General features: G+C 65.4%; 16 protein-coding genes. 4 read left to right on the forward strand and 12 right to left on the reverse strand.

The genetic code is table 11. The annotated features are described in order from the left end of the window. Position 1: 1 nt before the first annotated feature. From HGO38_RS24270 to HGO38_RS24285, 4 genes are all read right to left on the reverse strand, one after another. On the reverse strand, positions 2-301 hold the full coding sequence (locus tag HGO38_RS24270) for a type II toxin-antitoxin system RelE/ParE family toxin (protein WP_250958392.1): 300 nt from the start codon (positions 299-301) through the stop codon (positions 2-4). Further along, positions 298-573: a YlcI/YnfO family protein gene (locus HGO38_RS24275; protein WP_250958393.1), complete on the reverse strand. Its 276-nt coding sequence runs from the start codon at positions 571-573 to the stop codon at positions 298-300. The genes HGO38_RS24270 and HGO38_RS24275 overlap by 4 nt, the downstream gene beginning before the upstream one ends. A gap of 174 nt (positions 574-747) precedes the next feature. Next, positions 748-2,133 (reverse strand): AcvB/VirJ family lysyl-phosphatidylglycerol hydrolase, encoded by a 1,386-nt coding sequence (locus HGO38_RS24280; protein ID WP_250958394.1) that lies wholly within the window; start codon positions 2,131-2,133, stop codon positions 748-750. Next, positions 2,130-3,440, reverse strand: a complete 1,311-nt coding sequence (locus HGO38_RS24285) for a phosphatidylglycerol lysyltransferase domain-containing protein (RefSeq protein ID WP_250958395.1) — start codon at positions 3,438-3,440, stop codon at positions 2,130-2,132. The genes HGO38_RS24280 and HGO38_RS24285 overlap by 4 nt, the downstream gene beginning before the upstream one ends. Positions 3,441-3,738: 298 nt before the next feature. Here HGO38_RS24285 and HGO38_RS24290 point away from each other — a divergent pair, with 298 nt between their 5' ends. The 3 genes from HGO38_RS24290 (at position 3,739) to cysN (ending at position 7,029) form a co-directional block, all read left to right on the forward strand. Further along, positions 3,739-4,488, forward strand: a complete 750-nt coding sequence (locus tag HGO38_RS24290) for a phosphoadenylyl-sulfate reductase (RefSeq protein ID WP_250958396.1) — start codon at positions 3,739-3,741, stop codon at positions 4,486-4,488. A 110-nt stretch (positions 4,489-4,598) separates the two neighbouring features. Then, the gene (gene cysD / locus HGO38_RS24295; RefSeq protein ID WP_250958397.1) at positions 4,599-5,549 is read left to right on the forward strand and encodes a sulfate adenylyltransferase subunit CysD; all 951 of its coding nucleotides are present in this window, start codon (positions 4,599-4,601) and stop codon (positions 5,547-5,549) included. A 1-nt stretch (position 5,550) separates the two neighbouring features. After that, entirely contained in the window at positions 5,551-7,029 is a 1,479-nt protein-coding gene (gene cysN / locus HGO38_RS24300; RefSeq protein ID WP_250958398.1) for a sulfate adenylyltransferase subunit CysN, read from the forward strand. A gap of 407 nt (positions 7,030-7,436) precedes the next feature. Here the strand turns inward: cysN and HGO38_RS24305 are convergent, their stop codons facing one another. The 3 genes from HGO38_RS24305 to HGO38_RS24315 form a co-directional block, all read right to left on the reverse strand. Further along, positions 7,437-8,468 (reverse strand): LacI family DNA-binding transcriptional regulator, encoded by a 1,032-nt coding sequence (locus tag HGO38_RS24305; RefSeq protein ID WP_250958399.1) that lies wholly within the window; start codon positions 8,466-8,468, stop codon positions 7,437-7,439. A 244-nt stretch (positions 8,469-8,712) separates the two neighbouring features. After that, positions 8,713-10,038: an HlyD family type I secretion periplasmic adaptor subunit gene (locus HGO38_RS24310; protein ID WP_250958400.1), complete on the reverse strand. Its 1,326-nt coding sequence runs from the start codon at positions 10,036-10,038 to the stop codon at positions 8,713-8,715. Continuing rightward, entirely contained in the window at positions 10,035-11,789 is a 1,755-nt protein-coding gene (locus HGO38_RS24315; protein WP_250958401.1) for a type I secretion system permease/ATPase, read from the reverse strand. Before HGO38_RS24315 ends, HGO38_RS24310 begins: the two co-directional genes overlap by 4 nt. A gap of 318 nt (positions 11,790-12,107) precedes the next feature. Here HGO38_RS24315 and HGO38_RS24320 point away from each other — a divergent pair, with 318 nt between their 5' ends. Beyond that, the gene (locus tag HGO38_RS24320) at positions 12,108-12,422 is read left to right on the forward strand and encodes a hypothetical protein (RefSeq protein ID WP_250958402.1); all 315 of its coding nucleotides are present in this window, start codon (positions 12,108-12,110) and stop codon (positions 12,420-12,422) included. 419 nt (positions 12,423-12,841) lie between these two features. Here HGO38_RS24320 and HGO38_RS24325 read toward each other — a convergent pair whose 3' ends face one another. The 5 genes from HGO38_RS24325 to HGO38_RS24345 form a co-directional block, all read right to left on the reverse strand. Then, the gene (locus HGO38_RS24325; protein ID WP_250958403.1) at positions 12,842-14,824 is read right to left on the reverse strand and encodes a sensor histidine kinase; all 1,983 of its coding nucleotides are present in this window, start codon (positions 14,822-14,824) and stop codon (positions 12,842-12,844) included. Beyond that, positions 14,821-15,504 (reverse strand): response regulator, encoded by a 684-nt coding sequence (locus HGO38_RS24330; RefSeq protein WP_250958404.1) that lies wholly within the window; start codon positions 15,502-15,504, stop codon positions 14,821-14,823. The genes HGO38_RS24325 and HGO38_RS24330 overlap by 4 nt, the downstream gene beginning before the upstream one ends. A gap of 182 nt (positions 15,505-15,686) precedes the next feature. After that, positions 15,687-15,968 (reverse strand): EF-hand domain-containing protein, encoded by a 282-nt coding sequence (locus tag HGO38_RS24335; protein ID WP_250958405.1) that lies wholly within the window; start codon positions 15,966-15,968, stop codon positions 15,687-15,689. A gap of 397 nt (positions 15,969-16,365) precedes the next feature. Then, positions 16,366-17,613: an arsenite efflux MFS transporter ArsK gene (gene arsK / locus HGO38_RS24340; protein WP_250958406.1), complete on the reverse strand. Its 1,248-nt coding sequence runs from the start codon at positions 17,611-17,613 to the stop codon at positions 16,366-16,368. Then, a complete protein-coding gene (locus HGO38_RS24345; protein WP_250958407.1) occupies positions 17,610-19,037 on the reverse strand; it encodes an NAD(P)/FAD-dependent oxidoreductase in 1,428 nt (475 codons plus the stop codon). The genes arsK and HGO38_RS24345 overlap by 4 nt, the downstream gene beginning before the upstream one ends. Between the last annotated feature and the right edge of the window lies 1 nt (position 19,038).

Consider the following 19,038-nt stretch of genomic DNA (forward strand, 5'->3'; position numbering starts at 1 on the left):
GTCAGTAATAGTCGTCCTCGCGCTGGTGGCGGACGGCGGCAACGGTCACCGTTTTTCCGTCGTCGACACGAAACAGGACGATATAGCCGCTTGAACCGAACGGCACGACGAGTTCGCGCAGAAACGCGTCGTCGCCCTTGGCCTTGCGACAGCTGAAGGGAAAGGTTTCCAGCAGCGTCACCGACTTTGTTATTGCCGCGTAAGCGTGCGCGGCAATGTCCTCGTCAAAGTCAAGGAGGTAAGCGTAGTGCCTGCGCAGATCTTCACGTGATTTCAACGTCCACTGGATCTTGTAGCTCATTTTCGAGCGTTTTCCGCCCGCTTGGCATCAAGCATACCCTTCAACTCGCCAAGCACCTCCTCGGTCGTGTAATAGACACCCGTGCGCTCGGCTTCGGCAAGCGATGCAAGTCCCCGGGCGATAAATTCGGCCTGGGTCTTGCGATAATGGATCTGTTTTCTCAGCGAATGTTCCACGAATGCGGACAGGGTTTCGCCTTCGTTCAGCACGCTTTCTGCATCGGCGCGCAGCTGCGGATCGACACGAAGCGATGGGATGGTTGCGGATTTCATCGGAAGCCTCCTGCGTTGCAATTGCGATGCAGCATACCACGGATCGGCAATCGGACAAGATGGCCGGCGTCTTAGCTTTAGAAAAGCCGATCCAGCGGCCGCATCAACAGGGCGATCGGGTTCACCTTTGGTTGAGCGCCATCGCAGACGAACCGCATGTCCGGGTGTCGCTCCTCACGGCAGCGGCGCGCCCAGCCGTTGCAGGATGAACGCGCTCAGGGCCCGGTAATCGCCGTCGAAGTGATGGCCGCCATCGCGGGTGATGATCTCGACGCCCTCGTCCAGACGCGGGCGAAGGGCGGGACAGGCGTTTTCCGGATCGTCCTTTCCCTCGATGCACTGGATCTTGACCGGCTCTATGCCGTTGAGATGATCGACGGGATCGCCGTGTTTGGCAGAGCCGGGTATGCCGACCCAGCCGGTCAGCGCAATCTCGAAATCGGCGGCGTGCGACAGGGCCAGCAGCGAGAGCAGCGTGATCGCCTGTCGATCCGCCTGGGGCAGGCGAAGATAGGTCGCCGGCAGGATATTGGCGCCGAAGGAATAGCCGACGAGCACGACCTTGCGGACCTTCCAGCGGGCCTTGTGAACGGCCAGGATGCGCGTGAGGTCGGCGGCCGTCTGCTCGGGGCTCTTCTCACTCCAGAAATAGCGCAGCGCATCGACGCCGACCACGGGCACGCCGGCCTCCTGCAGATGGGCTCCGAGTTTCTGGTCGATATCGCGCCAGCCGCCATCGCCGGAATAGATCACCGCCAGGGTGTCGTAGACCGGCTCGGCATCGAGCACGACGATCGGCAGGTCGAGCGGGGCTGCGGTTTTCATGTGGCGCAGAGAGGCGGCGCGGAGCTGATCGGTCACCAGATCTGCGGCAGCGCCGGCTCCGTCGGTGATGACGATATCGGGATGGCTCGCCTTGAGGGCTGCGGCCTGGGCGCGTCCCTCCGGCCCGGCCTGCCGGCTGAAGGCGATCGAGACCGGTTGCGGCAGGGCGCCGGATGTCAAGCCGTAGACGATGCCGCCAGGCACCGGCGTTTTCGGCGCCGGCGTGCAGAGCGGGGTCTGAAGGGGAACAGGGGCGCCGGGATCGACCGCCACGGTCTCCGAGATCGTGGCTTGCGGCGACTGGGCCGTCATCGCCAGGGCAAGACTTGCCCCCTCGCCCCAACCGGCGAGCAGCGGCGGGTGGTAGGTCTGCAGACCCTCCAGCCGGTGGATCTCCTTGGACAGTTTTTCCACATCGGCGATCAGGTAGAGGCAGTCGCGCGTCTCGCGGCGCAGCGCCGCGTAATAGGATGGCAGATCGACACCAATGACCAATGCGCCTTCCGCTGCCAGCGCCTGGGACGCGGCCTCTTCGGCCGGCGACCAGCCGGCGGCATCGGACAGCAGGACCACGAGCCCCGCAATGTCGCCGCTCGGCCGGATCAGGCGATCCGTCGGCAGGCTGGCGGTCTGCAGTTCGGTCGCCGGTGCCACGGCGGATGTCCCCAACAGCCAGAGCGCTGCCAGCAGCGCCGCCGACAGCCGACGGCAGCCGGTCGATGCAGGGCCGGTCATCGACGCAGAACGCCGCGCAGCCCGCCGCCGATCAGCATGGTGACATCGAACAGGGCGACAACCGGCAGCGCGGCGCCCTTGACCACGAAGTAGCGCGGCTGCCATTGCGGATCGAATTTCGACTTGAAGCTGTGGACACCCTGGAAATTGTAGTAGCGCTCGCCAGTCCGATAGACACGGCGGCCGATGCGGTTCCAGAGCGGTGCATGGGCGTGGCTCGACAGGCCGGCGAGCGGCGCCATGCCGAGATTGAGCGCCCGATAGCCGGCGCCCTTCAGATGCTCCATGGTGCGCACGAACAGCAGGTCCATCATGCCGCGATGGGTATCGGGCAGATGCCGCATCAGGTCGATGAAGGCGTCGCCGCCCGCATCGGCGGTCAGAATGCTGGCGAAGGCGACGATGCGGCCGTCGAGGCGGATGACGGCGACCGGTCCCGATGCCACATAGTCGCGTTTGAAGGTGCCGAGCGAAAAGCCTTTTTCGGCGGCATTGTGCTGGGCGAGCCAGGCATTCGAGACATTTTCGAGGTCATCCATCGCCGCAAGAACCTCTGCCGGCGACAGCATCGCGAATTGCAGGCCGTCGCGTTCCGCCCGGTTGATGGAGCGGCGCAGTTTCACCCAGTCGCCACCCCTGGTGTCGAAGGTCGTCAGGTCGACCACTGCCTGTTCACCGAGCTTGAGGGAGTGCAGGCCGAGATCGACGGCATGGGGCAGGAAATCCTGAGAGACCTGGTAGAAGACCGGCCGGCATCCTTGACGGCGGGCCAGATCGCAGAAGGCGGCCACGAGATCCGGCCAGGCGGCGCGATCGCCGACAGGATCGAACAGCGCCACCAGCGAGCGCCCCTTGCGGGCATACATGATGAAGGCCTTGCCGCAATCGGAAAACAGCACCGATTTGTCGCCGAGCCGAACCAGCCCGGCGCAGGCATGCGGCTGTGCGTCGAGCAGCGCGACGGCACGCTGCACCTGATCAGGACACGGCCGGGATGGTGTTCTGCCACGCCAGGTGAAACGTCGAGTCGCCAGCATGCCGAGGAACAGCGCCAGTCCCATCGGGCCTTCCTCGGGCAGGGTGTCCTGCATCCGCCAAACCTGCCAGCCGAGCCGCAGGACGCTCTCATCGACCAGCAGCTGAACCAGGGAGACCAGCGCCAGGGCAACCAGCGCCGATGCCACGACAGCCCGCATCTTGACGCCGGAAAGCACGGCGCCGGCCGTTCGCTGCGCGGCGCGGCCAAGCGGTCGATAGAAGCGGCGCGCCGACGGCGGCAGGGGAGACTCAAGTGATGTATCGACCATGGTGAACCTGGGAGTGATGACGGCAACGGCGCTTTTATTAGTATGTCTGGATGGAGCCAGCCTTGTCTCACAGGGCGGTAAACAGTTCCGAAACATCACCGCTACAATTGCTGCAGCCCTGAAATAGTCGACGTTGCGGCCTGCGGACGCCAGCACCGGCCGCATGGGCGGGTTTTCTTTTGCAACCGGCATGGGGAGAGATATTTGCTCCCATGACGACACATCCAGAACGGCTGTTTCTGTCAGGCGGCGCGACAAACTGCGATAGTGTCACAAACATGGGCTACAGGAATCCCCGATGACCGCTCAAAATGCCGCACAGGACGCCGAAACGCTCGATGCCACCTTGGCTGGCCTCGATCTGACGGCCCGACTGCGTCTCGTCGCCGAACTTGGCGGACGCGCCGTTTTTACCACCAGCCTCGGGATCGAGGATCAGGTGATCACCGCCGCCATCGGCCTGGCGGGCCTGCCGATCGAAGTGGCGACGCTCGAAACCGGCCGGCTGTTTCCGCAAACCGTGGCGCTGATGACCGAGACCGAAGACCGCTTCGGCATGACGATCACCCGCTACGCACCGGATCAGGCCGATATCGATGCCTATGCCAGCCAGTACGGCCTCAATGGTTTCTACGACAGCGTCGAAGCCCGCCACGCCTGCTGTCATGTGCGCAAGCTGAAGCCTTTGGCCCGCGCCCTGGACGGCGCTGCCGTGTGGGTGACGGGCTTGCGCCGCGGACAGTCGGGCAATCGCGCCACCACGCCGTTTGCCGAATATGATGCCGAGCGCAATCTGCTGAAGATCAATCCTTTGGCCGACTGGTCGCTCGACCACATCAACGCCTATGTGGACGCGCAGGCCGTGCCGATCAATCCGCTGCATGCCCGCGGCTTTCCGTCCATCGGCTGCGAGCCGTGTACGAGGGCCATCCGTCCGGGCGAACCGGAACGGGCTGGCCGATGGTGGTGGGAAAACGACGAAAAGCGCGAGTGCGGACTGCATGTCCCGGAAGCCGCAGCAACCTCGCTCACCGCCAGCTCCTTGTAAATCACGCGAATGACAGGCGGACGCCTCGCCCGATCTGGTTTCTCGAACCAGACGCTGGCGAGGCAAAACCGCAAGAAAAAGGGGCCCCAGGGGCCTGCCAGGATAACGATATGCACCATTCCGAATTCGATACCCATTCCAAGGACCAGCCGGCCAAGGAACCGCTCGATCCGCATCTGAAGGCGCTGGAAAACGAAGCGATCCACATCTTCCGCGAAGTGGCCGGCGAGTTCGAAAAGCCTGTGATGCTCTATTCGGTCGGCAAGGATTCGTCCGTGCTGCTGCACCTGGCGCGCAAGGCGTTTTATCCCGGCCGCGTCCCCTTTCCGCTGCTGCATGTCGACACCGGCTGGAAGTTCAAGGAAATGATCGCCTTTCGCGACGAGATGGTCGACCGCTACGATCTCGATCTGGTGGCCCATACCAATCCGCGCGGCGCAGCCGAGAAGATCAGCCCGTTCAGCCACGGCTCGTCGCTCTATACCGATATCATGAAGACCGAGGCTCTGCGCCAGGCGCTCGATGCCGGCAAATATGATGCGGCCTTCGGCGGTGCGCGGCGCGACGAGGAGGCCAGCCGCGCCAAGGAGCGCATCTATTCGTTCCGCACGCCCGACCATCGCTGGGACCCGCGCAACCAGCGCCCGGAACTGTGGAACGTCTATAACGGCATGATCCGCAAGGGCGAGAGCGTGCGCGCCTTCCCGCTGTCGAACTGGACCGAGGTCGACATCTGGCGCTATATCCAGGCGGAACAGATCCCACTGGTGCCGCTCTATTTCGCCGCCAAGCGCCCCTTCGTCGAGCGCGACGGCATGATGATTCTGGCCGAAGATCCGCGGCTCGAACTGCTGCCCGGCGAAGTGCGCCAGGAGGGCATGATCCGCTTCCGCACGCTCGGCTGCTTCCCGCTGACCGGCGCCATCCGCTCCACGGCAACGACGCTCGACGACGTGATCGCCGAACTTGAAATCGCCACCGTCTCCGAACGCCAGGGCCGCGCCATCGACAAGGACCAGGCCGGATCGATGGAAAAGAAAAAACGCGAAGGATATTTCTGAGATGACGCCCACTAGCGCCACCGCCCTTGCCGATACCCTGCCGCAGTCCGAGCCGGTCTTTGTCGGCCGCGACGTCCGCCCGCTTCGCCTGATCACCTGCGGCAGCGTCGACGACGGCAAGTCCACGCTGATCGGCCGCCTGCTCTGGGATACCAAGGCGGTCAAGGAAGACCAGGCAGCGACGCTGCACCGTGACAGCGGCAAGCAGAACGATCTCGGCCTGCCGGATTTCGCCCTGCTGCTCGACGGGTTGCAAGCCGAACGCGAACAGGGCATCACCATCGATGTCGCCTATCGCTATTTCGCCACCGACAAGCGCTCGTTCATCGTCGCCGACACACCCGGCCATGAGCAATATACCCGCAACATGGCAACCGGCGCCTCGACCGCCGATCTCGCCGTGCTGTTGGTCGATGCCCGCACCGGTATTCTCGAGCAGACCCGTCGGCATGCCACCATCGCCTCGCTGATGGGCATCAAGCAGTTCGTGCTGGCGATCAACAAGATCGACCTGACCAATTACGACCGGGCCGGGTTCGAGGCGATCTCCGCCGAGTTCAAGGCGCTCGCCCTGACGCTCGGCGTGCGGCAGATCACCACCATCCCGATGTCGGCGCTGAAGGGCGAGAACGTCGTCTATTCCGGCAAATCCGTGATGCCGTGGTATGACGGCCAGACGCTGGTCGAAACCCTGGAGCTGGCCACCCTGCGCTCGGCCCAGACCACCGGTTTCCGCCTGCCCGTGCAGCGCGTCTGCCGGCCCGGCGAAAGTTTTCGCGGCTATCAGGGCACCGTTGCCGGCGGCGCGGTCAAGCCGGGCGACAGCGTCGCCATCCTGCCGTCGGGCGCCGTTGCCAATGTCAAGCAGATCGTCACCTTCGACCTGGTGCGCAATGCCGCCGTTGCCGGCGATGCCGTGACGCTGGTGCTCGACCGGCAGGTCGACGTGTCGCGCGGCGACATGATCGTCTCGCTCGACAGCCAGCCGCAGATCGGCCTGTCCTTCGATGCGCAGATGGTCGCCCTGCAGCCGGACGGCATCCTGCCGGGCAAGCGCTACTGGCTGAAATCCGGCTCGCGCCGCCAGCGCGTGCAGGTGCAGCCGATCTCGCAGCTGGACCTGAAGACCGGCAAGTGGAACCCGGCCGACATTTTGCCGATGAACGGCATCGGCAAGGTGCATCTGGATTTCGACGAGAAGGCCGTGTTCGATGCCTATGAGCTGAACCGGGCGACCGGCGCCTTCATCCTGATCGACCCCGACACCAACAATACGGTGGCCGGCGGTATGATCACCGCCAAGCGCTCCGATCTCGGCGGATTGCATGCCCATGACGCCCGCGTCATCGTCTCGCTGCCGGCCGACCTCGCCGACCAGGTGATGGCCACCGAGCTGCTGGCGAGCCGCCGCGACGAGGTGGAAACCCGCCGCATCACCGCCGGCGCCGCCCGCGCGTTGTTTGATGGCCTGGACGGCTGAGAGAAGCCTTTTTGAAACGGCGATGGCTTGAGACGGACTGTCCGGCAAGCCTGCCTTGCCCCTCACCCCTGGCCCTCTGCCTTGCCCCTCTGCCTTGCCCCTCACCCTAGCCCTCTCCCCGCAAGCGGGGAGAGGGGACGTGCCCCACTCGACCGTTGAGAGAGGGAACTTGCCCCGCTCGGTGTTGCAAGAGGGGACGTGCCCCATTGGGCGTTGAGAGAGGGCGGAGACGGTGCGGCATCTGTCCTTCTCCCCGTTCACGGGGAGAAGGTCCCGGCAGGGGGATGAGGGGCCAGTGCGCAGAGACCTGCCGTCCCCCTCATCCGGCGCTGCGCGCCACCTTCTCCCCGAGAGGAGAAGACCGGCCGCAGATGTCCTGCCCGATCGGTTTTAGCCGTTTCCAATCTTCAGCCCATCTTCCGTGTCGATTGCCGTTCGATCAGCGTGTAACAGAGATCGACGGTGCCACGGATGCGGTTGTCGGTTTCGGCGCGCACGATCATTTCGACGGCGCGATAGCCGATGTCGTAGCGCGGCAACCGCACGGTGGTCAGCGTCGGTTGCGAAACACTGGTGAAGTCCAGGTCGTTGAAACCGCAGATGCCGAAATCCTCCGGCACGCGTAAACCCCGGCGCTGGCATTCGAACAGCACGCCAAGCGCGATATCATCATTGTGGCAGAAGACGGCATCGCTGTCGGGCACCTGGCGCAGCAGCCGGTCCAGCAGGCTGCAGCCGACGCCGACGCTGGTATGGATGTCGGAGGATTGCACCAGGGCCGGATCGAACAGGCCGGCCTCCTCCAGCACGGAGCGATAGCCTTCAAGGCGGTGGCGGCCGCGGATGTCCATATGGCCGCCGAGCAGGCCGATGCGCCGATAGCCGGCCGCCAGCAGATGCCGGGTGGCGGCGATGGCGGCGGCCCGGTGATCGATGCCGATCGCCATGTCGACCGGCGGCACGGTGATATCCATAATCTGCACCACCGGACATGGCGCCTTTTTCAGAAGCTCGATCACCGGTTCGTGCACCTCCACACCGGCAATGATGATGCCGGCCGGATTCTGCCCAAAGAACAATTTCAGCTGCTTGATCTCTTCGGCGGGGTCGAAATGGGTGTTGGCATATTGAATGCGCAGATCTGTGGAGCGAACCCGATCCTCGATGCCGCGCATGACGCTCAAAAAGACATAGCTGGCCAGGGCGGGTGACAGAACGCCGATGATGCCGTTGTTGCGGCTCGCCAGGGCGCGGGCGGCGAAATCCGGCACATAGCCCATGTCCTCGATGATCCGAAGAATGGTGTCGCGCAGTTTGGGAGAGACTTTTTCCGGATTGCGCAGCGCCCGCGATACCGTGATCGAACTGACGCCTGCAACCCTGGCGACATCGATAAGGGTGATGCGTTCCTGACGATGCCGATGCCGCTTAACTGCCAAATATCACCTGCCCCATGGTGCCCGCCTGGTCTTTTGGCCTGCAGATGACGCCGCCACGTCGGCTGCAGGCCGGTTCATTGTCAAGCATCGCCAAGTCTTCATGGCATAACCGGTCGATCCGACCTGATGATGACGCCAACAACCAACAATTGTGATCTTAACGCAGGTTGAGAACTGCGGCAATCTCTTCGGCGGCGTCGAACCGCAGAATATTGTGCGTTGCAGCATTTTTGCCAAGCAACGCTCAGCGTTCGCGGAAGGCCTTGCTGAAATAATGGGCCAGCGGCATGACCAGATAGGTGAGCGGCGAACGTTCCGTCGTCTGGATGAAGGCCTCGACCGGCATGCCCGGCACGATATGGGCCGTGCCGAGCTTGGCGATCTCGCCGGCATCCGGCAGGATGCGCACCTTGTAGAAGCTGGCGCCGGAGCGTTCGTCGCTGAACACGTCAGCCGACACTTCGGCAACGGTGCCCTTGATCTCCGGCGTCTGGTGACGGTCGAAGGCGACGAACAGCAGCTCGGCCTTCTGCCCGACATGCACCTGGTCGATCGACGCCGGGGGGATATTGGTGGTGACGACCAGGCCGACATCCTGCGGGATGATGTAGAGAATGGGTTCGGCGGCCCGCACCACGGCGCGCAGCGCATGCACCTGCAGGCCGAACACCACGCCGCCAACGGGCGCGCGCAACTCCATGCGGCTCAGGGTTTCGATCGCCGCGATACGGCGCTGGCGCAGCTCGGCGATCTGCGCCTCGATGGTGCGCAGCTGGGTGATCGCCTCTTCGCGCATGGCGCTCGACACGTTGAGAATGGCGATCTCGATCTCGGCGATGCGGGCGCGGTTTTCCGCGACGCTGGCGCGGGCGCCCGAGGTATCGCCATCGATCTCGGCGCCTTCGCGTTCCAGCGCCATGACCTGGCTGGTCTGGGTCAGCCCTTCCTTCAGAAGCTTGTTCTGGCCGACCAGTTCGGAATCGATGAAGCTCTTCTGCCGCTCGAGCGCGGTAACGCGGTCGACCAGGCCGTCGATCTGCTCGGTGATCTGCTTGCGGCGCTCGACCAGCTGGCCGATCTGCTTGTCGCGGGTATCGCGGCGGGCGTTCAGCAGCCGCGTCTGGCCGGTCACCATTTCCGCGACATCGGCATCGGTCTTGGCGCGTTCCAGCATGTCCGGATCGAATTGGATGTCGGCCGTATCGTCCTGTTCGGCCTTCAGCCGCGCCTGGGTGCCGAGCAGCGAATAGAGCTGGCCTTCGATGATGGCCAGTTCCGAGCGGTCGATCTTCTCGTCGAAGCGCATCAGCACCTGGCCGGCGGTCACGACATCGCCGTCCTGGACCAGGATCTCGCCGACCACGCCGCCGATCTGGTGCTGCACGACCTGGCGATTGGTCTCGACCTCGACGATGCCGCTGCCGATCACCGCGCCGTGGATCGTCGTCAGGGCCACCCAGGCACCGATGCCGATGACCAGGAAGGCAAGCGTCAGGAAACCGGCCAGCATGTGGCTGCGGCTGTTCCAGCGGACCGCGCCGGCCGAGGGTATTTTCTGGACCAGGCTCATCGCTGCGGCCCCTGTATCATGGTGGTATTGGTGCCGCCGGGCAGGCCGACGACCTGGGACGCGTTGCGCAGATGGGCGCGCAGCACGTCGTCACGCGGGCCGAAGGCAACGCGGGTGCCGCCGTCGAGAATGAGGATCAGGTCGCATTCCTCGATCGCCGCCGGGCGATGGGCCATGATGACGGCCGAGCGGCCATCGGCCTTCATCGCCCGGATGGCAAGGTTGAGGGCATTGGAACCCTCGGCATCGAGATTGGAATTGGGTTCGTCGAGAATGACGATGGCCGGATTGCCGTAGAGCGCGCGGGCAAGACCGATGCGCTGCTTCTGGCCGCCCGACAGCTTCTGGCCGACGGCCGGCAGCCGCGTGTCGTAGCCGTTCGGCAGCTTCAGGATCATCTCGTGGGCGGCGGCCTTCTTGGCGGCCTCCACCACCCGCTGCGGGTCGGGATGGCTGTCGAGCCGGGCGATGTTTTCGGCGATCGTGCCTTCAAACAGCACCACGTCCTGCGGCAGGTAGCCGATGTGATCGGCCAGATCGTCCGGGCCATATTGTTCGAGCGAGGCGCCGTCGAGGCGGATCTTGCCGGCGGCGGGATGCCAGACGCCGGTCAAAAGGCGGGCCAGCGTCGACTTGCCGGAACCGCTCGGGCCGATAACGCCGAGCGCCTGGCCGGGCGGCAGGTCGAAGCTGACCATGCGCAGGGTGGCGATGTTTTCGCCGGGCGGCACAGCCGTCACCTGCTGCACGTTGAGGATGGCGCGCGGTCTCGGAAGGGCGGTGCGCAGATCGTCTTCCGGCACCTGCGTCAACAGATGCGCGAGGCCGCGCCAGCCCTCGAAAGCGCGCTGCACCATGGACCACTGGCCGATGGCGCCTTCGATCGGCGCCAGACCACGGCCGATCAGGATGGAGCCGGCAATCATCGCGCCGGCATTGATCTCGCCCTTCAGCACCAGCCAGGCGCCGAGCGCCAGGATGGCCGATTGCAGGAAGATGCGGAAGGTCTTGGAGGCCGTGGCATAGAAGCCGTTGGCATCCGAATATTCCATATTGGCCTCGAGCGCCACGGACCGCGCCTTCTGCCAGCGCTCCGCAGCACTGCGGCGCATGCCCAGCGCCCGCACGGTATCGCTGTCGCGGGAAAGGGCCGCAGTGATTTCCTCGCTCTGGCGGGTTGCCTCCAGCGCCTTGATCTGGTGGCGCTTGGTGCCGTTCTGGTTGAGCCAGGTCAAGACGATCAGGAAGGCGCCGCCAGCCACCGCCAGCCAGCCCATCCAGGGATGGAAGACGAAGATCACGAAGATGAAGACCGGCGTCCAGGGGATGTCGAAGACGGCAAAAATGGCCGGCGAGGCCAGCACTTTCTGCACCGAATCGAGATCGCGCATGCCGGACGCGCCGGAGATGCCGCGCGAGGCCAGCGTCGTGCGGTCGAGCAGCGCACGGAAAACACGAATGTCGAAATCGGCCTGGAAACGGGCGCCGATGCGCGCCGCAATGCGCGCCCGCAGATGGTCGAGAATGCCCATGATGGCATAGAGCATGACCACCAGCAGGAAGAGCACGAGCAACGTCGGCTCCGAGCGGGCGGCCAGCACCCGGTCATAGACCTGCAGCATGAACAGCGGGCCGGTCAAGACGAGCAGATTGACGAAGAAGCTGAAGACACCGATGGCAAAGAAACCGAAACGGCTGCGGGCCAGCGCGCGCCGCAACTCTTCAAGGCCGGCTTTCGAACCCGTGTTCATCACCTTGTTCCATCTCCCGCCGGCGGGCCAATGCCGCGTCCGCTCGCTGTCGTGACGCCGCGGTCATCGCCCCCGATTTCCCGTGTCAGGCCTCAATATCGAAAATTACGGTAATAAGAAAGTACCAACGTCACAGGTACTATTGCTTAATATTGGGTATACTCTTTGCCCGCAGTTTTCGGCCCGGCTCGCCAAGCGCAAATACCCCTTGGCCCCCATGTTCATGGCATGGCCGCCCAGGCCGGCCTCTGCGATAAGAACAGGGCCGGCAGATACTGCCGGGTGGGTTCACCAAGTCTTCGAGACAGGACAAAAACCATGACCTATGCTGCACTTCTGACCCGCACAGGCTGCGGGCTTGCCCTTGCCCTTTCCACCTTTGCCGGCGCCAGCCTGCTGCCGGCCAAACCGGCAGCGGCGGTGGTCTATTGCAAGACCGTCGGCGTGCCGAAGGGCTGCGTCGCCCGCCCGACCGCCGTCGTGGTCTATTGCACAAGGCCCGGTTATCCGGTCGGCTGTGCTGCCCGGCGGCCGGCCGCCGTCGCCGTGCCCGGCGTCGGTGCGCCCGGCGTTGGGGTGCGCGGCGTGCCCGGCAATCGCGGCGGCCCGGTCAACCGCGTCGGCGTGCGCTAAAGCGTTTGCCGGCCGCTCGGCCACCCATCCAATACGTTCAATAAGGATAACGGCGCGGCCCGTCTCTCGCCGCAGCCGTTCGGCGCCCGGCACATGCCGCAGGGTTCCCTGTCTCTCCTGCGGCAAGGTCCCCACACCACCCCCCTGTGCCGGGTGCCACAGTGTTTTTCCTGGCAGCGACAGGAAGCGATATTCCGTCGATCGGCTGACCGTCGGACGGGGGCCGCCCCTCATCCGGCTGCCGCCACCTTCTCCCCGCAAGCGGGGAGAAGGGACATGCCGCACCCTCGCGGTCTTTGCATCTTCGCCGTCGAATGGGAAATGGGGCGTCAGCAGCTCATCGCAGCAGCGTCCCCTCTCCCCGCCTGCGGGGAGAGGGCTAGGGTGAGGGGCAGCACCGTCAGATTTCACGCAAATCCTCAAGGAAGGGTTCCCGACACCGGCGGCGGACCGGAAAAAACCTGGGCTTCGGGCATCGGCGGAAAGCGGTTTGGCAGGTCGAGCGCCACCGAGGTGCCGTCCGGGCCGCTGTCGATGGTCAACCGCGCCTGGCAGAGATCAGCGCGTCGGCGCATATTGGCAAGGCCGTGGCCGGTCTCATGGCCGGGCTCGTTCGCCACGAAGCCGTGGCCGTCGTCGCGGATGACGATGTGGACCGTGCTGTCTCCCTGACCATTGCCGGCCGCGGCGTTGCTCACGGTGCGCAGGATCACCGAAATTCGGCCGGCGCCGGAATGTTTGACGGCATTGGTGATCGCCTCGTCCATCAGCCTGACGATCTGGATGACGTGCCAGGGCCGCAGGTCCTCGAAGTGCGGCAGGCCGCCATTGGTCCTGACCTGCCAGTCGAGTTCGATCTGATGGGCGCGCAGCTGCATGGCGGTGCGCTCGCGCCAGGAGCCGAGCGCCAGCAGAAGGTCGCCGCCGACATCCTCCATGGCATCGATCACCAGCCTCAGATCCTTGAGCGCAGCGCGGGCCGCCTCGGTGATCGGGTTTTCGCTGCTGCTCGCCGCCCCATCGCCGCCGCCCGGATCGCTGCCGCCGCGCTCGCTCAGCGCCACGATGCGCACCAGCTGGCCGCCCAGCCCGTCATGCAGGTCGCGCATCAGCCGGCCGCGTTCCAGCGCCAGGGCCTGGTTGCGCGCCTGCAGCTCTTCCCGCGCGAAACTGCGGCGCAGCTTGTCCTCGGTCTCGGCGATCTTGACCACCATCTGTGCGGCGAAATTGTCGATCTTGTTGAGCGCCTGCACGAAGCGCAGCGACAGCAGGGTCCCGATGGCAATCAGCATGGTGGAATAGGACAGCCGCCCGACAAAATAGCGCTGATCGACGAAGTAGCCGGCGAGGATCGCGACATCATGGGCCCAGCCGGTCGATACCGTTGCGATGACAATGCCCATCAGGAAACTGGCGCCCCGTGCCCAGACGATGGCCGACCAGCAGAACAGGCCGCCGATCAGCAGCAGATAGAGCCCGAAGCTCGGCGGCCCGAACAGCATATAGGCGACCAGGATCATCGTCGGATCGCCGTAAAGCCCGATCGACAGCACCAGACCCGCCGGCACGAATACCAGCCCGTGCCACCAGCGCAGGCGGATATCGAGAAAGGCCAGCACAAACAGCACCGCCAGCCCCATTTCAAAGGCCAGCGCCGCGCCGGCCAGGGCCAGATGCAGGGGCGTCTGCAGCGTCAGCGCGGCCACACGGGTGACGCCGAACAGCATGGCGAATGCCAGGAAGGCGTAGGCGATCTCGCGCGGCCGGCTGCACCAGATGGTCAGCAGCAGGGCGCCGACAATCACCTGCCAGGACAGTAGCACGATGGGCAGCAGGCCGAACAGCATCATGCGCCGGTCATAGGCGGGGCGCAGGGCCTCCTCCGGACCAACATAGATGCTCTCCAGATACTCGGCGACCGGCGCCGTGGACATGACGGCGACGGTCAGCTCATTGGCGCCGTCGCGCAGCAGCGGCTTTGGAATGACGCCGAGCAGGGGTATGTTGCGGTCCGGCTTGCCGGCGCCGGGACCATCGCGGCTGTCGGCAATTTCGACGCCGTTGACCAGCACCGCCGCATCGATCATGAAGCGCGGCAGGAACACAGCCCAGGGGCTGGCGGCCTGATCGGCCGGGATCTCGAAGGACAGGCGATAGAGCGTGTCGCCCGGCTTGGGGGCCGCGTCGCGGTTGAGGTTCGGCAGGGTGATGCGGCGCCATTCGCCCGGCTGGAGTTCAGCCATGACGGCGGTGAAACGATACTGCCGCGGCGGCTCGGGCAAGCGCAGGCTGAGCAGGCCAAGGCCGGCTGCGACCGCCAGCACGCACGAAAGCGCAAAGACCACGCCGCGCAGCAGGTAGGCATCGGGCCTGCCGAAAGGCGCCATAAAGGACTGGATCATACCTTGATCAGCCCCTGCTGCAGGGCCTCGAACACCGCCTCGCCGCGGGTGTTGACCTCCAGCTTGCGATAGATGTTCTTGATATGGCCGGGCACGGTCTGGCGCGAAATGCCGAGATGGTCTGCAATATCGGCATAGCTGAAGCCCTTGGCGATGCCCCAGAGAATGTCGATCTCGCGCGGCGTCAGCCGGGCGGCATTGAGATTGGCAAGCGGGGCGCTTTGCGGCGTTGCCTGGGTGCGTTTGACGATGAAGCGGGCAATCGAGGCGGAAATCGGCGAATGGCCGCGCACCAGATCGCGCACCGTCTCGACGATATCGGCCGGAAAGGCATCCTTCAGCAGATAGCCGTTGGCGCCGACCATGATCGCCGACAGCACGCTTTCCTCGTCGCCGAGGATGGAGATCACCATGATCTCGGTGTCGGGCTGCTTGCTTCTCACCTCGCGGATCAGGTCGATGCCGGTGCCGTCCGGCAGGCGGATATCGGTCAGCAGCACGCGGCTGGGATTGCCGGAAAGCAGGCTGCGCGCTTCGGCCAGGGTGGCGGCTTCCGAGACGACGAATTCCGGGGCGAGCCGCAGGGCATCGCAGACCCGCCAGCGGATCGGCGCGTCATCCTCGACGACCAGAATGGTGATTGTCGTCTCGTTGTCGCGATCCCGATGTGCCTGGGTCATCGTCATCCCCTTCCCTCACCCGCCCTTGCCGGACCGGCATCACCCCTGGTCAGGATGGCATTTTTTGCTGAAAGCGCAATCAGCAGCAGCAAGACCGAGCCGCTTGAGATCAGCGGCACGGCCGGAAAAAGCGCGGCAAGGATGCGGGGTCGAGGCATGGCCGGCTCTCGGATCGACGGTTTCTATTGCAGCGCTGCCACTTCGCCCGGCGCGATCTTGCCATCCTGGTTCTTGTCGACGCGGGCAAAGGCCTTGCCATACATATTGTTGGCCGCCACCTTCTTGGCCTGGCCGCGGCCGGCCTTGGCGGCCATGTTGATGAAGGTGACGAATTCGGCGCTATCCAGCGCGCCATCGCCATTGGCATCTGACGCGGCAAAGGCATCCTGGGCGGAGGCGGCGGTGGCGAGGGCAAGCGCTGCGGCAAAGGCAATGGCTGCAAGCCGGAACGGGAAGGTCTGCATGCTGAAATCTCCTTTTGGGGTCGGGTTAGATGACACGGTTTCCATTCGAACGCCTCCCATCTCCCTGCCCCTCACCCTAGCCCTCTCCCCGTGAACGGGGAGAGGGGACGTGCCCCACTCGACGCGCGTGAGGGACATAGGGCGGTGCGACGTCGTCCTTCTCCCCGTTCACGGGGAGAAGGTCCCGGCAGGGGGATGAGGGGCCAGATCCCTAGACGGGGGCGAGCCTTCAAACGAAAATCCTATCAAACATCTTGCAGAAACACCTGCCGCGCCGGCGCACCGGACGGGGTCGAAGCGTTTCATGCTGGAAAGGAGTGTGCCGGGAAGTTCGGTCTCTCACCATGCCATGTTCATGGTGGTGACGCGGTAAAGTTCCAGGCGATGGCCCCAGCCGTTATTCGCCGGCGGCGACCACGGCCGGGGACGGCGCGAGGCGGTAGCGGATCACGGCGATGGCGACAAACAGCGCCAGACCGCCGGCGCCCAGCACGGTGCCGATGGTCAGGGCGATGCCGGTGCCGAAGCGCTGCAGGGCAAAGGCGAAGGCGAAGGGGGCAAGCGCTGCGGAAAACTGCCGGGCCGCCGTAACCCAGCCGAGGCGGGCGCCATAACCGGCCCGGCCGAACAGTTCCAGCGGCAGCGTGCCGCCGACAATGCTGGTGAGGCCGGAGCCGAGGCCGAACAGCACGGCAAACAGCATGACGCCCGGCAGCCAGGGGCTGGTGGCGGTCAGGAGCATGAGGGCCAGCGGCAGGAGGCCGGCGGCAATGACCGCCAGCATGGTCTGCGACAGCCGGCCGCCGAACAGCATGTTGATCAAGCGGCTTGCCACCTGCGACGGGCCGAACAGTGCGGAGACGAGAAGCCCGGCCGTGCCAAGGCCAAGGGCGGTGATCAGCGGCACCATGTGCACGAGGATCGACGAGAGCACGAGGCCTTCGGCGGCAAAGGCGGCCAGCATCAGCCCGAACAGCAGATTGCCGGAGGGCGAGTTCACCGGTTTTCCCGCCGCATTCGTCGTTCCGGCCGGATCGCTCACGGCCAGCTTTGCCACGGGCTCGAGATCCGCCACCCGCGGCAGGCGGCCGGCCCAGACATGGATCGGCAGGCAGACCAGAATATTGAGCGCGGCAAACAGCATATAGACCATGCGCCAGGAGAGATGCTCGTGCAGGCTGGCGGTCAGCGGCCAGAACAGCGTCGAGGCGAAACCGGCGATCAGCGTCAGATGGGTGATGCTGCGCTGGGCGCTGCGGCCGCCGGCCTGGACGATGGCCGCAAAGGCCGTGCCGTAGAGCACGAAGGCCGAGGCGATTTCCATGGCGGCCAGCGACAGGGCAAGCGAAAATGCATTGGGCGAAAGCGCGGCGGCGAGAAGGGCAAGGCCCGCCGCCAGCGAGCCCGGCGCCATCAGCCGCCCTGCCCCGAAGCGATCGGCCCAGCGGCCGGCCTTGGGCGCCATCATGCCGCCCGCCAGCAGGCAGACGGAGAGAATGGCAAACAGCCAGTCGAGCGGCAGCGCCACATCGCGCGCCATCTCCGGCGCCAGGATGCTGAAGGAATAATAGAGCGAGCCATAGCCGATGATCTGCGTGACGCCGAGCGCCCAGATCAACCGGGCCGGCGCAGCGGCGCCGCTCATTGGGCAGGCTCCGTCGCAAGGTGCGGCGTCGCGGCAGGCGTGCCGCAACCGCAGCCGGCGGCCCCTTCAGCCTTGGCCGTCGCATCGGCGGCACAGCAGGCATCGACGTCCGTTGGCGGCGGCCCGCCGCAGCAGCCGGCTTTTCTGGCGCCGTCATCGCCGTCGATCTCGACCGAGCTGCAGACGCCGGTTTCCGGCAGGACCAGATGCACCTCACGGGCCGCAACCGCATCGCCGGCCAGATCGGCCACCACCGAGCGGACCTGCTCATAGCCGGTCGCCATCAGGAAGGTCGGGGCGCGACCGTAGGATTTCGAGCCGACGATATAGAAGCCTGGCTCGGGATGGGCGAGTTCGTCGACCCCATGGGCCGGCACCGAACCGCAGGAATGCAGATTGGGATCGATCATCGGCGCCAGGCGACGCGGCGCCTCGACCGACGGGTCGAGATCGAGCCGGAGTTCGCCAGCGATCGACAGATCGGGGCGAAAGCCGGTGGCGACGATGATGCGGTCGACGGCGAGGACGCGGTCCTGTCCTTCGACGCTGGCGTTGAGCAGCAGGCCATCGCCTTGGGTTTCGATCCGCTGCAGATCGAAGGGCACCAGCAGATCGAGCCGACCTTCAGAAATTGCCTGACCGGCGGCAAGGCCAAGCGCGCCACGGGCCGGCAGCTGATCGTTGAGGCCGCCGCCCAAAAGCCGCTGCAGCCTATTGCTGCGCAGACCCCAGGAGACGCGGGTGGCGGGGGCCTGGCCCTGCAATTCCAGCAAGGCGAGCACGGCATTGATGGCCGAATGGCCGCTGCCGATCACCAGCACATGCTGGTCTTGATAAGCGGCGCGATCCGCGCCCAGCACGTCGGGAATGCCATAGGCAATGCGGTCGCCCGCCACTTTTTCCCCTTGCACCGGCAGGCCATCGATGCCGGCCGGATTAGGTCGGTTCCAGGTGCCGGAAGCGTCCAGCACGGCGCTGGCCAGCAGCTGGCGGTCCCGGCCCTGCCCGTCGACATAGCGGATGACCAGGGGGGACGCCTCCCGCCCGGCATTCGACATCTTGTCGAGGCCCTGGCGGGTGACGGCGGACACTGTGGCGTTGAAGCGGATGTGCGGCGCAAGGGCCGGATGCTGCGCCAACGGCGCCAGGTAGCGCTCGGCGATCTCCGCGCCGGTCGGCAGTCCTTCCGGGTCCGGCGCCGACCAGCCGGTGCTCTCCAGCAGGCGGGCGGCCGTAGCATCGACGACATAACGCCAGGGCGAGAAGACCCGGACATGGCCCCAGGCGCGCAAGGAGGCCGCCACCGAAGGGCTGGCCTCGAGAATGACCGGCGTCAGGCCGCGCGACAGCAGATGGGCGCCGGCTGCAAGCCCCACGGGCCCCGCGCCGATGACCGCGACCGGCAAGTGCCTGAGCTCCGTCATG

Origin of the sequence: Rhizobium sp. CG5 (assembly GCF_023701945.1) — a bacterium.
Classification (GTDB): domain Bacteria; phylum Pseudomonadota; class Alphaproteobacteria; order Rhizobiales; family Rhizobiaceae; genus Allorhizobium.